Genomic DNA, 15370 nt, shown 5'->3' on the forward strand with positions numbered 1-15370 from the left:
CGGGGAGTCCCAAACATGAAACTGACCAACCTCCTGACCAGCGCCGCCGTGGCGCTTGGCCTGGCCGCAGGCGCGGCGATGGCCGACACCACCAAGGTGGGCTTCGTCTACGTCGGCCCTGTCGGCGACGGCGGCTGGACCTATGAGCACGACCAGGGCCGCAAGGCGGTAGAGGCCGAATTCGGCGACCAGGTCGAAACCGTCTATGTGGAAAACGTGGCCGAAGGCCCGGACGCAGAGCGGGTGATGACCCAGATGGCGCTGGAAGGCGCCGACCTGATCTTCACCACTTCCTTCGGCTACATGGACCCGACCATCAACGTCGCCAAGAAGTTCCCGAACGTGAAGTTCGAGCACGCCACCGGCTACAAGCGCGCCGACAACGTCTCCACCTATTCCGCCCGCTTCTATGAGGGCCGCGCGGTGCAGGGCACCATCGCGGGCCACATGACTGAGTCGAACATCGTCGGCTACATCGGCTCCTATCCGATCCCGGAAGTGATCCGCGGCATCAACTCCGCCTATATCCACGCCAAGAAGGTGAACCCCGACGTCCAGTTCAAGATCGTCTGGGCATTCACCTGGTTCGACCCGGCCAAGGAAGCGGACGCTGCCAAAGTGCTGATCGAACAGGGCGCCGACGTGATCCTGCAGCACACCGACTCCACCGCACCGCAGGCGGCTGCGCAGGCGGCGGGCAACGTGATCACCTTCGGCCAGGCCTCCGACATGTCGGAATACGCCCCGAAGCCGCGCGTCTCCTCGATCATCGACAACTGGGCGCCCTACTACATCGCCCGCACCAAGGCCGTGATCGACGGCACCTGGGAGTCGGTTGACACCTGGGACGGCATCGGCGCCGGCATGGTCGGCATCGGCGAGATCACCGACGCGGTTCCGGCCGAGGTGAAAGAGGCCGCTCTGGCGATCCGCGACGCCCAGGCCAACGGCACCTACCACGCCTTCACCGGCCCGCTGAACAAGCAGGACGGCTCCGCCTGGCTGGCCGAGGGCGAGGTCGCCGATGACGGCACCCTGGCCGGCATGAACTTCTATGTCGAAGGCATCGAAGGCGACATCCCGCAGTAAGCGGCCCCTTCCGGACAAACCAAAGGCCCGCCATCCGGCGGGCCTTTTCTTTTGCGGGTTCATTTGCGGGCAGGCCCCTGATTTTCCCGAAGCCTGCTGACACGCCCTGTCACTGCCCTGATGTACACCCTGCTCCACAAGCCGGCCGGCAATATCTCTGGCCCGGCTTTTGCACCGGCGGGAAACTGCCCGGGAAACCCCAAAGCACATTGGAGATTGCCTTTGAAGATGAATTACTTCGTTGTTGGAACCAACAACATGGACGCATCGGTCGAATTCTATGACGCCCTGTTTGAGAACCTGGGGCTGTCGCAGGTCCGGCCAAGCGAACGAATGACCTATTGGCTGCGGGACGATTTTGCCTTTGCCGCAGCCCTCCCCTTTGACGGCGCACCGGCCTCCAATGGCAACGGAACCATGGTGGGGTTCAGCCTTGGCTCCGCAGCCGAAGTCACCAGGCTGCACACGAAAGCGATTGAGCTGGGCGGCACTTGCGAGGGTGAGCCGGGCCAGCGCGGACCGCGGTTTTCGGCCTATGTGCGGGATCCGGACGGAAACAAGCTTTGCTTTGCGGACTGAAAGGCAGCGGCGGCAAGTGCCGCCGCCCGGCCTCGTCAGTTCAGGAGCAGGCCACCGGCGCCGCCAGCCGTTCCACGGTTCCGTTGACACGCTGGGTCAGGGCCGGGCCGGTCACCGTGCAGCCGGACAGCTGCGCCACATGCCCGTACAGCTGTTTCAGCGCCTCCTTGTCGGACACCGCAAGATGCTTCAGCGGCAGCCGGATCTTGTTCAGCACCGCAAAGCTGCTGCCATCGGCGGTCACGATCCGGAACCGTGTTTTGGCGCCTCCCGCATGCGTCTGCGCCGCATAGGGCGACGTCCATTTCGAGCTGGCGTAGGTCAGTGCGGATTGGGCCGCGGTGCGGCCGGTCAGCGGCGTGCCGCCGTTCCGGTAGCTGGAGGAGTGAAACACCAGCCAGGGCGCGCCGGTGCGGGTCTTGTGCAGACCGGGGCGCATGACGCTGGTGTACTGCCCGGCTTCAGCCAGCGCTGCGGTCCGGTAATCCGGCCCGCCTGATGCAGCTGCCGCCGCAGCGGGCTGGGGGCCGTAGCCCGTCCGTGTCGCTGTCCAGTAATCCGGTTTTTCCGGTGCCGTGCAGGCCGCCAGCAGGGCCGCGGCCCCGATCATCAGAAACTGTCTCACCATAAACCTCCAATCCGCTTGACAGCCTGATAGCAAGCAAACGGGGCGGCAATATGGCCTCTGCCGCCCCGTTTTCTGAGGTCCGGCATCCCGTTAATGGCCGCCTGAGAACACCAGCGTCTGCACCGGCAGCAACAGCATCTGGATGCGCAGCAGCAGGGCGTGCACCAGCCCGACCGTATCCACCGCATGCAGGAACAGCCATCTGCCGAAGCCAAGCCCGGGATCATCCAGAATGTCGTGATTGCTGGTATAGGCGTTGGCGATGCAATTGCTGCCCGGCGGGATATCATCCGTCTGTCCTTCATAGAGCGGCTCCATGAAGACGGTCAGCGTGCCGGGGCGCCGGTTGTCCTGCGGGTCGCGCAGGTTATCGCTGGGCCGCACCTGGCCCGAGGGGATCACGTCCTGCACTTCCACGATAACCATCGGTATGACGGTGAAAGGCTTCGACAGGCAGCCCATTTCGGCAAACATGCCGGGCTTGATCACCCCCGCAGTCAGCTGCCCGAACCCGGCGGCAAAGCGGTCGCGCTCGACAAATTCCGACGGCACCAGAATGCCGGCCGGGCGCAGGATCGGGTTCACGTAATCCCCGGGCTGCAGGGCGAATTGCTCAACCCGCCCGGTGACACCGGCAAACACAACGGTCTTGGCCAGTTCGACCTCCGCCTGCTCCAGTGCCGCCTGCGCGCTGGCCCGCTGGGCCGGGATCAGAACGCCGATATTCTCTTCCACCGACGTCTTGCCGGCCTCGGCTGCATCCAGCTCCCCCTCGCGGCGGGCAACCAGGTTCTGCAGCCGCTCGATCTCCGCCTCGCGCACGGCGGTTGATCCGCGGTCGCGCAGTTCCAGATTGCGGTCCAGGTCATCCTGCGCCTGGGCCAGGGCTGCGGTCGCCTGTTCGATGCCCGCTTCGGCTGCCGCCAGCTCCGCGCCGGCAACCGCCAGAGACGCTTCGATTTCGGCAATGCGCTTCCTCGCGGTCTCCACCGCGGCCTGCTGGCTGGAGTCATCCAGACGGAACAGAACGTCGCCGGCCTCCACTTTCTGGTTGTTCTCGACGAGCACCTCCGACACCCGCCCGCCGGTCTCGGGCAGGATCGTCACGGTGCGGAAGTAAGAGGCCACGCTGGTGGTGGCCGGATGATAGTAGAAAATCGCCGTGATCAGCGAGATGGTCAGCACTGCGCAGGCGGTTATGCCCCAGCGCAATTCGTACCAGACCGAGAAAAAGTTGATTTCCTTGCCAAGGCGCTTGCCCTGGACGTACCGGCGGAACAGGAAATCCGGCAGCACCGTCAGCAGGGAGCAGATCATCAGTTCCAGCATGGATCACTCCTCCTTGGCGCGCTGCTTCAGCTCTTCTAGCGACGCCGCGATCGACTGTATCGGTGTCAGGAAATCCGGCATCCGGAAAGCCGCCAGCAGCAGCGCCGCGACCCAGAACAGGTTGTTGTGGGTGAACAGCGCCAGCAGGGCCAGGATGCCGATCACCTGGAACTGCGTGTGGTTGTCAGTATGCGCCATCTTCTCGGGAATGGCGTGCAGCGTCAGATACAGCGCTCCGATGCCGAGGATCAGCAGGATTGTGGTCACCGCCATAAAGGTGAACAGCGGGTCGCTGCCGTCGGGCCCCGGCAGATATGCGGGCACATGCCCGGAAGCCATCGGATGGGCGTTGGATGCCGACATTGTCTTTCCCCCGTCATCAGTGAACTTATTAACTGCATCCAATAGTTGCACTGTACCGCCATTTGACCAAGCTTTTTGTCAGGCTGGCGCCGGAATTGCCCTTTGCCTGCCCGGCCTTGCGTGCCACTCTGCCGCCATGACACAGACCCAGCGCACGCCCCTCACCAGCCCCGACGGCACCCCCGCCAGCCGCTTTGCCTTCGGCTGCATGCAGTTCGGCGGCCGCGCCACTGAGGCGCAGTCGGCAGAGATGTACGCCGCCTGCCGCGCCGCCGGCATCACCCATTTCGACACCGCCTGGGTCTATACCGATGGCCGCTCGGAACAGATCCTCGGCCGCCTGATCAGGGATGAGCGCGACCAGCTGCTGATCGCCACCAAGGCCGGCTACGAGGGCGGCGCCGGGGCCGCCAACCTGCGCGCGCAGCTGGACGAAAGCCGCCGCCGGCTGGATCTGGACATGGTCGATGTCTTCTACCTGCACCGCTTCGATCCGGACACCGACCTGCGCGAAACCATGGACTGTTTCGCGGCACTGAAGGCGGAAGGTGTCATCCGCTATGCGGCGCTGTCGAACTTTGCCGCCTGGCAGGTGATGAAGGCGCAGATGGCGGGTCTTGCCTCCGGCATTTCCGTCGACGTGCTGCAGCCGATGTATTCGCTGGTGAAGCGCCAGGCGGAGGTGGAGATCCTGCCGATGTGCGCCGACCAGGGCATCACCGCGGTGCCCTACTCCCCCCTTGGCGGCGGCCTCCTCACCGGCAAATACGCCGCCGGCGGCAGCGGCCGCATCACCGAGGACAAGGGCTACAGCGTCCGCTACAGCCCCGCCGCAATGCATCAGACTGCCGCCGCGCTGACCGAGCTGGCTGCCCAGCGCGGCACCCATCCGGCGACCCTTGCCGTGGCCTGGGCCGCTGCCCACGCGTCCGCGCCGGTGCCGATCATCTCTGCCCGCAACGCAGAGCAGCTGCAGCCCTCGCTGGCAGCGCTGGATTTCCCGATGGACGCAGAGCTCTACCGCGCGATCGAGGCGCTCAGCCCGCGGCCGGCACCGGCCACCGACCGGCTGGAAGAACAAGAAGACCACAAGGACTAGACCCATGCAGGATTTCATCGTCATAGGCGGCGGCATGGCCGGCACCAGCGCCGCCGCACGGCTGGCCGCCCTCGGCAGCGTCACCCTGCTCGAAATGGAGGACGCGCTCGGCTACCATTCCTCCGGCCGCTCCGCCGCGCTGTTCGAGGAAAACTACGGCCACGGCCCCACCATCGACCTGAACCGCGCCAGCGCCGCGCATCTGCGCGGCAACGGCTACCTGTCGCCGCGCGGGCTGATGCTGGTCGGGGCCAAGGATGACGCCGACGGCTTTGCCCGCGACGTGGATGAGCTGGGCATGGCCACGCTGGAGCTGGACGAGGCCCGCGCCATGGTGCCGATCCTGAACCCGGAGACCGTGGGCTATACCGCCATCAGCGGCGCGGCTGAGGATATCGACACCGACCGGATGCTGCAGGACTTCGCCAAATCCTTGCGCGCCGCGGGCGGCCATATCGTGACCAAGGCGCCGGTGACCGCCATCACCCGCATCAGCGGCGGCTGGCAGGTCACCGCGGGCGGTGAAACCTACGAGGCCCGCAACCTGGTCAACGCGGGTGGCGCCTGGGCCGATCATATCGCAGCCCTGGCCGGGGTCGCCGCCATCGGCCTGCAGCCCAAGCGCCGCTCGATGGCACGGCTGCCCGCGCCCGGCGGCCATGACGTCAGCGGCTGGCCGATGCTGCTGGGCGTGGGCGAAACCTGGTACGCCAAACCCGATGCCGGCAAGCTGCTGGTCTCCCCCGCCGATGCCGACCCGGTGGAGCCGCATGACGCCTATGCCGACGACATGGTGCTGGCCGAGGGGCTGGCGCGCTACGAGGAAATGGTGACAGAGCCGGTCACCCGCGTCGAAAGCAACTTTGCCGGCCTGCGCAGCTTTGTCCGCGACGGCACCCTGGTGCTGGGCCCGGACCCGGACCAGCCGGATTTCATCTGGTGCGCGGGCCAGGGCGGCTACGGCATCATGACCGCGCCCGCCGCCTCGCAGCTGATTGCCGACCTTGCGGCCGGCCGCGCGCCCGCTCTGGACGCCGCCGTGGTCGCTGCCCTCTCGCCGGCACGGCTGCGCTGATGCCGGTGCGCTCAGTTCCCGGCGCGGCATCTGTCGCAGAACCGCAGGGCGGCAAGCTGTTTGCCCCCTCCGCCGCGCGCAACAGCGGCCCGATCTGCGATCTGCTGGAGCAAGTGGCCCCGCCGCAGGGGCGCGCCCTGGAAATTGCCAGCGGCACCGGCCAGCATGCGGCGGCCTATGCCGCCCGCCTGCCCGGCCTGATGTGGCAGCCGACGGAAGTGGACGCCGCCCGCCGCGCCAGCATCCAAGCCTATGCCGACGAAGCGGGCCTTGCCAATATCCTGCCCCCGGCCGGCCTGGACGCCACCGCGCCCGGCTGGGGCGCCGGTCACGCGGGCCAGGACCTGATCGTGCTGGTGAACCTGCTGCATCTGATCAGCGAGGGCGAAGCCCGCACCCTGATCCAGGAGGCCGCCGCCGCCCTCGCCCCCGGCGGTCGCTTCGTGATCTACGGCCCCTTCATGCGCGGCGGCGAGCTCAAAAGCGACGGCGACCGCGCCTTCCATGCCGCCCTCACCGCCCACGACCCGGAGACCGGTTACAAGGATGACTTCGACGTGATCGATTGGCTGCACGGCGCCGGGCTGGAACTACTGCAGGCGGTGGAGATGCCCGCCAACAACCTGGCGCTGGTCACGGAAAAACCACCCGCCTGACCTGGATCAAGGCCGCACAGAATTGCCGCCCATACACCTTCAGTAAATCGAATGTATTTTTGAGGGAACAGCACATGGACTGGCATGAGAAACTCGGTGAAACCCGCAAGGGCCTGCGCAATCTGAACGGCGCGATCCCGGAAACCGCGCAGGCCTTCGGTGCTCTTGGCAAGGCGGTGAAACAGGGCGGCGTGCTGGAGTTCAAGCAGAAGGAATTCGTCGCCCTGGGCATCGCGGTGGCGCTGCGCTGCGATGATTGCATCGGCCTGCATGTCGAGGCGCTGGTCAAGTCCGGTGCCAGCCGCGCCGAGGTCGGCGACGTGCTTGCGATGTCGATCCAGATGGGCGGCGGCCCGGCGATGATGTACGCCGCCAAGGCGATGGAGTGCTACGACCAGCTGACCCGCTGATCAGCCGCCGCCCTCAAGCGGCGCCGGTTGCGGAATTTCCAGCTGCCTGACCTGGATCAAGGCAGCTGCGCCCGGCTCCGCTACAGCTCCTGCTGACCTTACGTAAAGCAGGACCTGAAAGTGATGTTGCATGGTGATCCCGAGGCGCCGCTGGCCAGCCCGCCTCTCCCCGCCGGGGCCGCGCCGGACCCGGTCCCGGATGGCAGCGCGGCCTCCAGAAAGGCGGAACTGGCGGTGCTGGAGCTGGCCGTCGCCCTGGGCTGCCCTGACTGCATCAGCATCCAGACAGGCGTTCTGGTGAACAGCGGAACACCCCGCGCCGCGTTTTGCGAGGCGCTGCAGAAATCCATCGATGCCGCCGGGCCGCTTGCCATGATGGGGGCCGCCCGGGCGATGGACCGTTTCGATGAACTGACAGCCTGAAGCACCGGCTGCGGCGCGCGGCTCTGCCGCGCCCCGATCCGGTAGCTGACGGCGGTCCGCGGGGAAAATCAGCGCCCCGCCGTAAAACTGCCGGCGGCCTCAACCGCCGGAACCGGTGCATCAGCACCGATCTGAACAGCGAACTATTTTTCCAATCAGTCTGAGCAAATCAATTCGTTATCCCTAACCAGCCCGAAGGCGCTACGCTGTCCGCAGATAAACCAAAGGACTCGCGCCGATGCTGGACAAAAGCCACAAGCCAACCTGGACCAGTTTCACCGAAGCCACGCCCGAGGACTGGGCCGCGGTGGAGAAATACGAGGAAGAATACAACGCCGCCCTGCCGGAGCGGATCCTCGACGCCATCCGCTCGCTGGACGAGGACTGGACCCCCTATCCGGTGAACCGGTACCAGCACAGCCTGCAGGCCGCGACCCGCGCCTATGAGGACGGCGCCGATGACGAGATCATCGTGGCGGCGCTGGTGCATGACACCGGCGACATCCTGTCCCCCTACAACCACGGCGAGCTGTCGGCGGCGATGATGAAGCCCTATGTCAGCGAAAAGACCTATTGGATCCTCAAGCACCACTGCGTGTTCCAGGGCTTCTACTACAACCACCACTTCGGCGGCGACCGCAACGCGCGCGACAAGTACCGCGACAGCCCCTATTGGGAGGACTGCCGGTATTTCTGCGAGAAATACGACCAATGCGCCTTTGACCCGGAGTATCCGACCAAGCCGCTGGAGTTTTTCGAGCCGATCCTGCGCAAGGTGCTGTCGCGCGGCTGGGGCCACATGGAGCTGGCGGAAACCGCTGAGGACTGACACTTCGGGACGCCCTCTCTCCGCGTCCTTTCCCTGGCATGAGCCAGGCTGCGCCCCTCCCGGCTCCCCCGGCCGGAGGGGCGCTTTCATTGCTGCAAACCGCAATCGAGCGCAGCCAAAGCCCTGCCCCTAGGTGATCCGCCCTGTTTCTGGCAAGGTGAAGCATCCTGTCCCGTGGAGGAAACCGCATGCCGGATACCAGCGCGCTGATCGGATCCTGGCGCATGATCTCATGGACCCGCACCTCTGTCGCCACGGGGGAAACCGTGGATGCCCTGGGACCGTCTCCCATCGGCTATATCGCCTATCACCGCGACGGGCGGATGATGGCCACCGTGTTCCGGCGCGACCGCATCAGCCAAAGCGGCGGGAGCTGGAGCACGGAGGAGAAAGCGGCGCTGTTTGACGGCATGCTGGCCTACGTCGCCTCCTATACGCTGGAGGGCAACCGGGTGGTTCACCATGTGGAAGGCGCCTGGAACCCGAACTGGGCAGGCGATCTGTCACGCCCCTTTACCCTGGAAGGCGACCGGCTGAGCATCGGCGGCGCGCCGGGCGTGGACCCGGCCACGGGTGAGGACGTCATCTACAACATGGAGTTCCGCAAGGTGGCTGATCAGCCGTGACTGCCCGGCAGTCTCCCGCTTTGCCTTGCGGCGCCGCGCGCGGGCGGTAGATCCGCCCGCTGCCGGCCCGGGGTCAGCCCGGGCCGCCCAGCCAGGCCTGCACGGTCTCCCGCACATGCGTGCGCCGCCCGCGGGCCACCGGAACCTCGCTGCCGTCCGCCAGCAGCAGCAGATCGCTCTGCCCGCCCCGCTTCAGCCCCGCCACCGCATCGCGGGCCACCCACCAGGAGCGGTGCGGCTGCAGACCCGCCTCCTGCGGCACCTGCGCCAGCAGATCGGCCAGCCGCCCGCGCAGCGTCAGCTCGCTGTCCCCGGCAGAGATCCGCAGGTAGTGCTCCTCCGATTTCACATAGCGCAGCTGATCCAGCCGGAAGGACTGCCCGCCCAGCACCACGACCGCAGCGCCATTGAACCCGGCCGCAGCATCGCCGGCCTGCTGCTCCGCCGGCTCCTGCCCGGGCGGCCTTTCCGCGGGCGCCGCGCTGCTTGCGGCCTGCTGCCGGTACAGGTCCAGCCCCAGCGCCGCATCGGCCTGCGGCAGGATGAACACGAACATCAGGGTCTCGAAGATATAGCTCAGGGCGATGTTGTAGGGCAGATGCTGCAGTAAGACCCGCCTGCTGAACTCCACGTCTGCAAACAGCGACGCCATGGCCAGCACCAGGACCGTGACCACCGCCATCGCAGTTGCATTCGGCACCAGCCGCAGCATCCGCAGCTGCCGCCCGCCCGGTGCCAGCGCGAACCAGGCCAGCACCACCGCCGCATAGACCGAAATGAATGCCACGACGCAGACCGTCCAAAGCAGCATGTTGGCGGCCAGCGGCATCCCCGCCTCCCGGTAGCCATGCGTGTCGAACGCTGTCAGCAGAACGGCCACTGCCGCAGCATATTTCAGAAACACTCCGCTGCGTAAAACCAGCGTCATTTCATGTACCGTGAACTGCGGCGGCTCACCGAACATGTCAAAAAGCTGCATTTCGCGGCTTTGGAGATTGTCCTTGATCGTCCCCAAACCTATCAGCCCCTCCGTTATCAGGTTGTCTGTTGATGAGTGGCCGGAGATGGCTTCTTTCCTTGTATTGCCGCACAAAGGAAGCTGTCTCCGCGCTCACCCGCTAGCCGTCGTTATTTCCTTTCCCTGTCAATGGCAGTTGCAGAATGCGCCAGTTCGTCCCCGCAGATTTCGACAAAGCCGCCGCCGACCTCACCCGTCTCAAGGAGGTCTATTTCGCGGCCGGCGCCGACCCTGCCGCGCGCGACACCGCCGAAGCGGCCCTGGCCGCGGCCCTGCGCTGGATCGGGATCGCCCTGGACAGCTACCCGCCGCAGGATGCGCGCCGGGACTAGGCCCTGCGCCTGCGGTGCTGCAAGGCTGCCGGGCGGACGGCGCAACACGTGCCCCGCCGCGGTGGGGCTCTGTTTCCGCGGTCTGACGCCATTCTTGTCCATTACATGATCTTAGCCAGAGGCATTCCGGATTGCGAATGGTTAAATGCATGTTTTCGCAGGGAAACTGACCGGAATTTCCCACTGGCGGAATTATTTGATTGTGGTAAAATCCGCCTCAATCAAATAATTTCCGAAACACTGTCCCCCATTGCACCCCGCTTGCGGGACACGCGCCCGTGCCGGGACGCACCCGCAGCCGGAACGGTTGCGCCGCGCGCAGCGCGCCGCCACGGGGGCCTGCGCCGTTCAGCCGCCTGTCAGCCGTTCTGGCGGACGCCCGATCCCATCAGCACCGGCATTGCCTGGCCGCCGCTCTCCATCTCGAAGGCCTGCTCCACGCGGATCGCGCCAAGGCCGGCATCGCGGAGCGCCTCCCGCACCTGCTGCACGGTCAGCCCGGAGGAGCCTGCTTCCGGGGCCAGCCAGTCCCACTGCACAAACATCCCGCCGCGGTTCAAAAGGCCCGCCAGCGCCGCCACGGCACCCGCGTAGTCCGGCAGGAAGCTGCAGACGGAGGAGGCGCAGATCAGGTCAAAGCCGGTTACCCCGTCCGCGGCGGCGCTGCCGTCGAGAATGTCCGTATGCAGCGCCCGCACATTGGGCAGCGCCTTCTCCTCCAGCACCGCAATCATCCGCTCCGAGGTGTCGGTGGCCACCACCTCCTGCACATGCGGCGCCAGTTTCCCGCTCAACAGCCCGGTGCCGCAGCCGAAGTCCAGCACCCGCTTGTCCTGCCAGCCGCCGCCGGTGATGCCGGCCAAGGCGTCGAGCGCGGCAAAGGCCCGGGTGGCATAATGGCGGACATCACTGTTGCCGTCCCATCCGTCCGCGTAATCGTTCCAGTCGTCGCTCATCTGCCTGTCCTGCCGTGGTTGCTCCGGCCCGGGACAGTGGAGCGGCAGGCGGGCGGCGTCAACAGGCAGGGCACCTGGAGCAGGAAGGAATACCACTGGTCCTCGCGGCTGCGCTCAGAACCGGGACGGGTAGTATTGCATGACGTATTGAACGTCCAAGTCGCTTTGAAAGGCCTCAGGGCGGCTTTGCATTATGTCCAGGATGAATTCCCGCTCATGCAGGGTGTCTTCTGCTGGTGCTGCCTGCTGTGCAGGCTTGGCTGAAGGAGCAGATGCCTTGAACAGAAGCTTCAGAAAATTCCAGTTTCCAACCTGAGGGATGCCGGGCGAGATCATGGTCGGTCCTCCTTATGATGGGCTCGGGCATGAGTCTACGCGCCGGCGCGGGCGTCTGGTATCAGCCGTGAAATTGTGCTGTTCTTCAAAAATGCAGAGCCAAAACTGGAACTGGTCGGACCTCCGCGTCTTCCTGGCCGTTGTCAGGGAAGGGTCGACCCTGGCCGCTTCCCGCAAGCTCGGCATGGCGCAGCCAACCGTGGCGCGGCGGATCGATGCGCTGGAACATGCAACCGGCCTGGTGCTGTTTGAGCGGGACACCCGCGGCTTCCGGCTGACGGCAAACGGGCAGGATCTGGTCCCTTGCGCCGAGGCCGTTGAAACCGCGGCCCGGGCCTTTGCCAGCCAGGCGGCTGACCTGGCGGAGACAAAGCCGATCCGCATCACCGCCTATTCGGCGAATTTCTCCCCGCGGATGATTGATATCGTGAACGGGTTCTCCGCCGAAAACCCGGGTGTGGCCTTTGAGTTCCTGCCTTCGGTCAAAACGCTGGACCTGATGGCGGGCGAGGCGGACATTGCGCTGCGGCTGGCCCGCACCGAGCCCTCCCCCAGCCTGATCGCGCGGAAGATCAGCGACGCCAAATGGTCTCTGTTCGGCAGCCAGGCCTATGCGGCGCACTTCGGGCTGCCCGCCTCCCCAAAGGATCTGGAGGGCCACAGGTTTGTCACCTTCCAGCGCGGCGATGTCCCGAACGTGTTTCACGAATGGCTGATGGAACGGGTCGACCCAAAGCAGATCGCGGCAAGCTACAGCGAGCTGGACCTGATGCACGCGGCCATCAGGTCAGGGCAAGGGCTGGGCATAACCAACGTCAAACTGGTTGAGCCGGACACCTCCCTGATCCGGTGCTTCGACGAGATCAAGGAACTTTCCGTTCCGCATCTGATGCTCATCTCGCCGGACGCCTACCGGCGGGCAGAGGTCCGCGCTTTCGTCAAATACTTCGCCCCCCGCTATGCGGCAATTTACAGAGAGGGAGACGGCGACAGCTGATACGGTTGGGGAAGCTTTTCTGCCGGTAGCGCCCCAACAAAAAAGCCCCGGCCAATGACCGGGGCTTCTTCATTTCTTCCGTCAGACCTTAGCCGTTCTGACGGATGGTCTCGTTCTTCGGATCATAGGGGCTGTCGCAGGTGACAACCGCATCCCACAGCTTGTCCTGGATCTTGACCTGCAGCTTGGTGCCTTCCACCGCGTAGTCGGGCTTCACATAGCCCATGCCGATGGATTTCTCGAAGGCCACCGAGTAGCCGCCGGAGGTCAGGCGGCCCACACGGGTGCCGTCTTCGGCATAGAGCGCCTCGCGGCCCCAGGGATCGGCATCGGCAGGGCCGTCGATCAGCAGGGTGCAGCACTTCACGCGGACGCCGGTCTCGACCAGCTTGTCCTTGCCGTGGAAGTCCTTCTCCAGGTCGACAAAGCGCGGCAGGTCGGCTTCCAGCGGGGTCGCGTCGCGGCCCAGTTCGTTGCCGAAGGCACGGTAGGATTTCTCCTGGCGCAGCCAGTTCTGGGCGCGGGCGCCGACCAGCTTCATGCCGTGCTTCTCGCCGGCCTTTTCCAGCAGGTCGAACAGGTAGTTCTGCATCTCGATCGGGTGATGCAGTTCCCAACCCAGTTCACCGGTGTAGGCAACGCGGATCGCATTGACCGGGCACATGCCCAGTTCGATCTGCTTGGCCGACAGCCAGGGGAAGCGCTTGTTGGACAGTGCGGTTTCCGGATCGGCGTCGACGATCACCTCTTTCAGCACATCGCGGGACTTGGGGCCTGCGATGGCGAAGACGCCCCACTGGGTGGTCACGTCCTGGATCTCGATGTAGCCGAACTCCTCCATCTTGTCCTCGGCCGCCTTGCGCAGGAAGTCGGCGTCGTACTCGGACCAGGCACCGGCGGAGACCAGGTAGTAGTTGTTCTCGCCGTTGCGGACGATGGTGTATTCGGTCCGGGTGGTGCCGAATGCGGTCAGCGCGTAGGTCAGGTTGATGCGGCCGACCTTCGGCAACTTGTTGCAGGTGAACCAGTCCAGGAACTGGGTGGCACCGGGGCCTTTGACGACATGTTTGGTGAAGGCGGTCGCGTCAATGAGGCCAACGCCTTCGCGCACGGCTTTCGCCTCGTCCACGGCATGCTGCCACCAGCCGCCGCGGCGGAAGGAGCGGGCATCGTGGTCGAAGTTTGCCGGCGCGTCCAGCGGGCCGAAGTAGTTCGGGCGTTCCCAGCCGTTGACCCAGCCGAACTGTGCGCCGCGGGCCTTCTGGCGGTCGTAGGCCGGTGCGGTGCGCAGCGGACGGCAGGCTTCGCGCTCTTCGTCCGGGTGGTGCAGGATGTAGACGTGCTCGTAGCACTCTTCGTTCTTGCGGGCCGCGAACTCGGTGGTCATCCAGTTGGAGGAGTAGCGTTTCGGGTCGAGCGACGCCATGTCGATCTCGGCCTCGCCGTCCACCATCATCTGCGCCAGGTAGTAGCCGGTGCCGCCAGCAGCAGTGATGCCGAAGGAGAAGCCTTCTGCCAGCCACATGTTGCGCAGGCCCGGGGCCGGGCCAACCAGCGGGTTGCCGTCGGGGGTGTAGCAGATCGGGCCGTTGAAGTCGTCCTTGAGACCGCTTTCGGCACAGGACGGCACGCGCTCTGCCATTGCCATGTACTGCTCGGCGATCCGGTCCAGATCCAGCGGGAACAGGTCGGCGCGGAAGCTGTCCGGCACGCCGTGCTCGAACTGTGCGGGCGCGCCGCGCTCGTAGATGCCCAGGATCCAGCCGCCGCGCTCTTCGCGGGCATAGGATTCATTGTCGGCGTCGCGCACAACGGGGTGCTCGGGGTTGCCGGCTTCACGCCATTTGACCAGCTCGGGGTCTTTATCCATGACGATGAAGGTGTGCTCGACCGGGATCGCCGGCATCTTGATGCCCAGCATCTTGGCGGTGCGCTGCGCGTGGTTGCCGGATGCGGTCACGACGTGCTCGGCGGTGATCACCACCTGCTCGTCGGAGGGCACCAGGTTGCCGCCCTTTTCGACCATCTTGGTGCAGGTGACTTCCCAGTGGGTGCCGTTCCAGTGGAAGGCATCGGCCTGCATCTTGCGGACGATGTCGACACCGCGCTGACGGGCGCCCTTGGCCATCGCCTGGGTCACGTCTGCCGGGTTAATGTAGCCGTCCTCGGTGTGGTAGATCGCGCCCTTCAGGTCGCCGGTCTCGATCAGCGGCCAGCGTTCCTTGATCTGATCCGGGGTCAGCCACTCATAGTCCACGTCGCAGGTCTCTGCGGTGGAGGCATAGAGCATGTACTCGTCCATGCGCTCCTGGGTCTGCGCCATACGCAGGTTGCCCACCACGGCAAAGCCGGCGTTCAGGCCGGTTTCCTCTTCCAGGGTCTTGTAGAAATCGACCGAGTACTTGTGGATGTGGGTGGTCGCATAGGACATGTTGAACAGCGGCAGAAGGCCGGCTGCGTGCCAGGTGGAGCCGGAGGTCAGCTCGTCACGCTCGATCAGCATGACGTCTTCCCAGCCGGCTTTGGCCAGGTGATAGGCAATCGAGGTGCCGACGGCGCCGCCGCCAACAACAAGTGCTTTGACTTGGGTTTTCATTCTCCCGCTCTCCAGCTTAATGAGATTCT

At 65.4% G+C, this 15370-nt stretch carries 18 protein-coding genes; 11 read left to right on the forward strand and 7 right to left on the reverse strand.

Annotation, left to right across the window (positions count from 1 at the left end):
* The first annotated feature begins 15 nt into the window (after positions 1–15).
* Positions 16–1089, forward strand: a complete 1074-nt coding sequence (locus AB1A62_RS06900; RefSeq protein WP_366660796.1) for a BMP family ABC transporter substrate-binding protein — start codon at positions 16–18, stop codon at positions 1087–1089.
* Positions 1090–1317: 228 nt separating this feature from the next.
* A complete protein-coding gene (locus AB1A62_RS06905) occupies positions 1318–1668 on the forward strand; it encodes a VOC family protein (RefSeq protein WP_366660797.1) in 351 nt (116 codons plus the stop codon).
* Positions 1669–1708: 40 nt separating this feature from the next.
* Here the strand turns inward: AB1A62_RS06905 and AB1A62_RS06910 are convergent, their stop codons facing one another.
* From AB1A62_RS06910 to AB1A62_RS06920, 3 genes are all read right to left on the reverse strand, one after another.
* Entirely contained in the window at positions 1709–2293 is a 585-nt protein-coding gene (locus AB1A62_RS06910) for a hypothetical protein (protein ID WP_366660798.1), read from the reverse strand.
* A 93-nt stretch (positions 2294–2386) separates the two neighbouring features.
* The gene (locus tag AB1A62_RS06915; RefSeq protein WP_366660799.1) at positions 2387–3625 is read right to left on the reverse strand and encodes a biotin/lipoyl-binding protein; all 1239 of its coding nucleotides are present in this window, start codon (positions 3623–3625) and stop codon (positions 2387–2389) included.
* A 3-nt stretch (positions 3626–3628) separates the two neighbouring features.
* Complete coding sequence (locus AB1A62_RS06920) at positions 3629–3988, reverse strand: hypothetical protein (RefSeq protein WP_366660800.1); 360 nt, start codon at positions 3986–3988, stop codon at positions 3629–3631.
* A gap of 136 nt (positions 3989–4124) precedes the next feature.
* Here AB1A62_RS06920 and AB1A62_RS06925 point away from each other — a divergent pair, with 136 nt between their 5' ends.
* From AB1A62_RS06925 to AB1A62_RS06955, 7 genes are all read left to right on the forward strand, one after another.
* Entirely contained in the window at positions 4125–5087 is a 963-nt protein-coding gene (locus tag AB1A62_RS06925) for an aldo/keto reductase (protein WP_366660801.1), read from the forward strand.
* Between the two features lie 4 nt (positions 5088–5091).
* Positions 5092–6162: an FAD-binding oxidoreductase gene (locus AB1A62_RS06930; protein ID WP_366660802.1), complete on the forward strand. Its 1071-nt coding sequence runs from the start codon at positions 5092–5094 to the stop codon at positions 6160–6162.
* On the forward strand, positions 6162–6818 hold the full coding sequence (locus tag AB1A62_RS06935) for a DUF938 domain-containing protein (RefSeq protein WP_366660803.1): 657 nt from the start codon (positions 6162–6164) through the stop codon (positions 6816–6818). The genes AB1A62_RS06930 and AB1A62_RS06935 overlap by 1 nt, the downstream gene beginning before the upstream one ends.
* 74 nt (positions 6819–6892) lie before the next feature.
* Positions 6893–7228 carry a carboxymuconolactone decarboxylase family protein gene (locus AB1A62_RS06940; protein ID WP_366660804.1) on the forward strand — a complete coding sequence of 112 codons (336 nt, stop codon included), beginning with the start codon at positions 6893–6895 and terminating at the stop codon, positions 7226–7228.
* Between the two features lie 123 nt (positions 7229–7351).
* A complete protein-coding gene (locus AB1A62_RS06945; RefSeq protein WP_366660805.1) occupies positions 7352–7651 on the forward strand; it encodes a carboxymuconolactone decarboxylase family protein in 300 nt (99 codons plus the stop codon).
* A gap of 238 nt (positions 7652–7889) precedes the next feature.
* Entirely contained in the window at positions 7890–8480 is a 591-nt protein-coding gene (locus AB1A62_RS06950; RefSeq protein ID WP_366660806.1) for a phosphohydrolase, read from the forward strand.
* A 188-nt stretch (positions 8481–8668) separates the two neighbouring features.
* Positions 8669–9106: a lipocalin-like domain-containing protein gene (locus tag AB1A62_RS06955; RefSeq protein WP_366660807.1), complete on the forward strand. Its 438-nt coding sequence runs from the start codon at positions 8669–8671 to the stop codon at positions 9104–9106.
* Positions 9107–9179: 73 nt separating this feature from the next.
* Here the strand turns inward: AB1A62_RS06955 and AB1A62_RS06960 are convergent, their stop codons facing one another.
* Complete coding sequence (locus AB1A62_RS06960; RefSeq protein WP_366660808.1) at positions 9180–10085, reverse strand: LytTR family DNA-binding domain-containing protein; 906 nt, start codon at positions 10083–10085, stop codon at positions 9180–9182.
* A gap of 182 nt (positions 10086–10267) precedes the next feature.
* Between AB1A62_RS06960 and AB1A62_RS06965 the strand changes: the two genes are divergently transcribed.
* Positions 10268–10456 (forward strand): hypothetical protein, encoded by a 189-nt coding sequence (locus AB1A62_RS06965; RefSeq protein ID WP_366660809.1) that lies wholly within the window; start codon positions 10268–10270, stop codon positions 10454–10456.
* A 359-nt stretch (positions 10457–10815) separates the two neighbouring features.
* On the opposite strand, the gene AB1A62_RS06970 is transcribed toward AB1A62_RS06965, so the two are convergent.
* A complete protein-coding gene (locus AB1A62_RS06970) occupies positions 10816–11412 on the reverse strand; it encodes a class I SAM-dependent methyltransferase (protein WP_366660810.1) in 597 nt (198 codons plus the stop codon).
* 114 nt (positions 11413–11526) lie between these two features.
* The gene (locus AB1A62_RS06975; RefSeq protein WP_366660811.1) at positions 11527–11748 is read right to left on the reverse strand and encodes a hypothetical protein; all 222 of its coding nucleotides are present in this window, start codon (positions 11746–11748) and stop codon (positions 11527–11529) included.
* 91 nt (positions 11749–11839) lie between these two features.
* Here AB1A62_RS06975 and AB1A62_RS06980 point away from each other — a divergent pair, with 91 nt between their 5' ends.
* A complete protein-coding gene (locus AB1A62_RS06980) occupies positions 11840–12745 on the forward strand; it encodes a LysR family transcriptional regulator (protein ID WP_366660812.1) in 906 nt (301 codons plus the stop codon).
* An 88-nt stretch (positions 12746–12833) separates the two neighbouring features.
* Here AB1A62_RS06980 and AB1A62_RS06985 read toward each other — a convergent pair whose 3' ends face one another.
* On the reverse strand, positions 12834–15341 hold the full coding sequence (locus AB1A62_RS06985) for an FAD-dependent oxidoreductase (RefSeq protein ID WP_366660813.1): 2508 nt from the start codon (positions 15339–15341) through the stop codon (positions 12834–12836).
* Positions 15342–15370: the final 29 nt, after the last annotated feature.

This window comes from Leisingera sp. JC11, assembly GCF_040704725.1.
In the GTDB taxonomy this organism is placed as follows: Bacteria; Pseudomonadota; Alphaproteobacteria; order Rhodobacterales; family Rhodobacteraceae; genus Leisingera.

Bases quoted from the DNA above. Each gene is read 5' to 3' on its own strand.
- AB1A62_RS06900 (WP_366660796.1), top strand. From the start codon at position 16: ATGAAACTGACCAACCTCCTGACCAGCGCCGCCGTGGCGCTTGGCCTG.
- AB1A62_RS06905 (WP_366660797.1), top strand. From the start codon at position 1,318: ATGAATTACTTCGTTGTTGGAACCAACAACATGGACGCATCGGTCGAA.
- AB1A62_RS06915 (WP_366660799.1), bottom strand. From the start codon at position 3,625: ATGCTGGAACTGATGATCTGCTCCCTGCTGACGGTGCTGCCGGATTTC.
- AB1A62_RS06920 (WP_366660800.1), bottom strand. From the start codon at position 3,988: ATGTCGGCATCCAACGCCCATCCGATGGCTTCCGGGCATGTGCCCGCA.
- AB1A62_RS06925 (WP_366660801.1), top strand. From the start codon at position 4,125: ATGACACAGACCCAGCGCACGCCCCTCACCAGCCCCGACGGCACCCCC.
- AB1A62_RS06930 (WP_366660802.1), top strand. From the start codon at position 5,092: ATGCAGGATTTCATCGTCATAGGCGGCGGCATGGCCGGCACCAGCGCC.
- AB1A62_RS06935 (WP_366660803.1), top strand. From the start codon at position 6,162: ATGCCGGTGCGCTCAGTTCCCGGCGCGGCATCTGTCGCAGAACCGCAG.
- AB1A62_RS06940 (WP_366660804.1), top strand. From the start codon at position 6,893: ATGGACTGGCATGAGAAACTCGGTGAAACCCGCAAGGGCCTGCGCAAT.
- AB1A62_RS06945 (WP_366660805.1), top strand. From the start codon at position 7,352: ATGTTGCATGGTGATCCCGAGGCGCCGCTGGCCAGCCCGCCTCTCCCC.
- AB1A62_RS06950 (WP_366660806.1), top strand. From the start codon at position 7,890: ATGCTGGACAAAAGCCACAAGCCAACCTGGACCAGTTTCACCGAAGCC.
- AB1A62_RS06955 (WP_366660807.1), top strand. From the start codon at position 8,669: ATGCCGGATACCAGCGCGCTGATCGGATCCTGGCGCATGATCTCATGG.
- AB1A62_RS06960 (WP_366660808.1), bottom strand. From the start codon at position 10,085: ATGCAGCTTTTTGACATGTTCGGTGAGCCGCCGCAGTTCACGGTACAT.
- AB1A62_RS06965 (WP_366660809.1), top strand. From the start codon at position 10,268: ATGCGCCAGTTCGTCCCCGCAGATTTCGACAAAGCCGCCGCCGACCTC.
- AB1A62_RS06970 (WP_366660810.1), bottom strand. From the start codon at position 11,412: ATGAGCGACGACTGGAACGATTACGCGGACGGATGGGACGGCAACAGT.
- AB1A62_RS06975 (WP_366660811.1), bottom strand. From the start codon at position 11,748: ATGATCTCGCCCGGCATCCCTCAGGTTGGAAACTGGAATTTTCTGAAG.
- AB1A62_RS06980 (WP_366660812.1), top strand. From the start codon at position 11,840: ATGCAGAGCCAAAACTGGAACTGGTCGGACCTCCGCGTCTTCCTGGCC.
- AB1A62_RS06985 (WP_366660813.1), bottom strand. From the start codon at position 15,341: ATGAAAACCCAAGTCAAAGCACTTGTTGTTGGCGGCGGCGCCGTCGGC.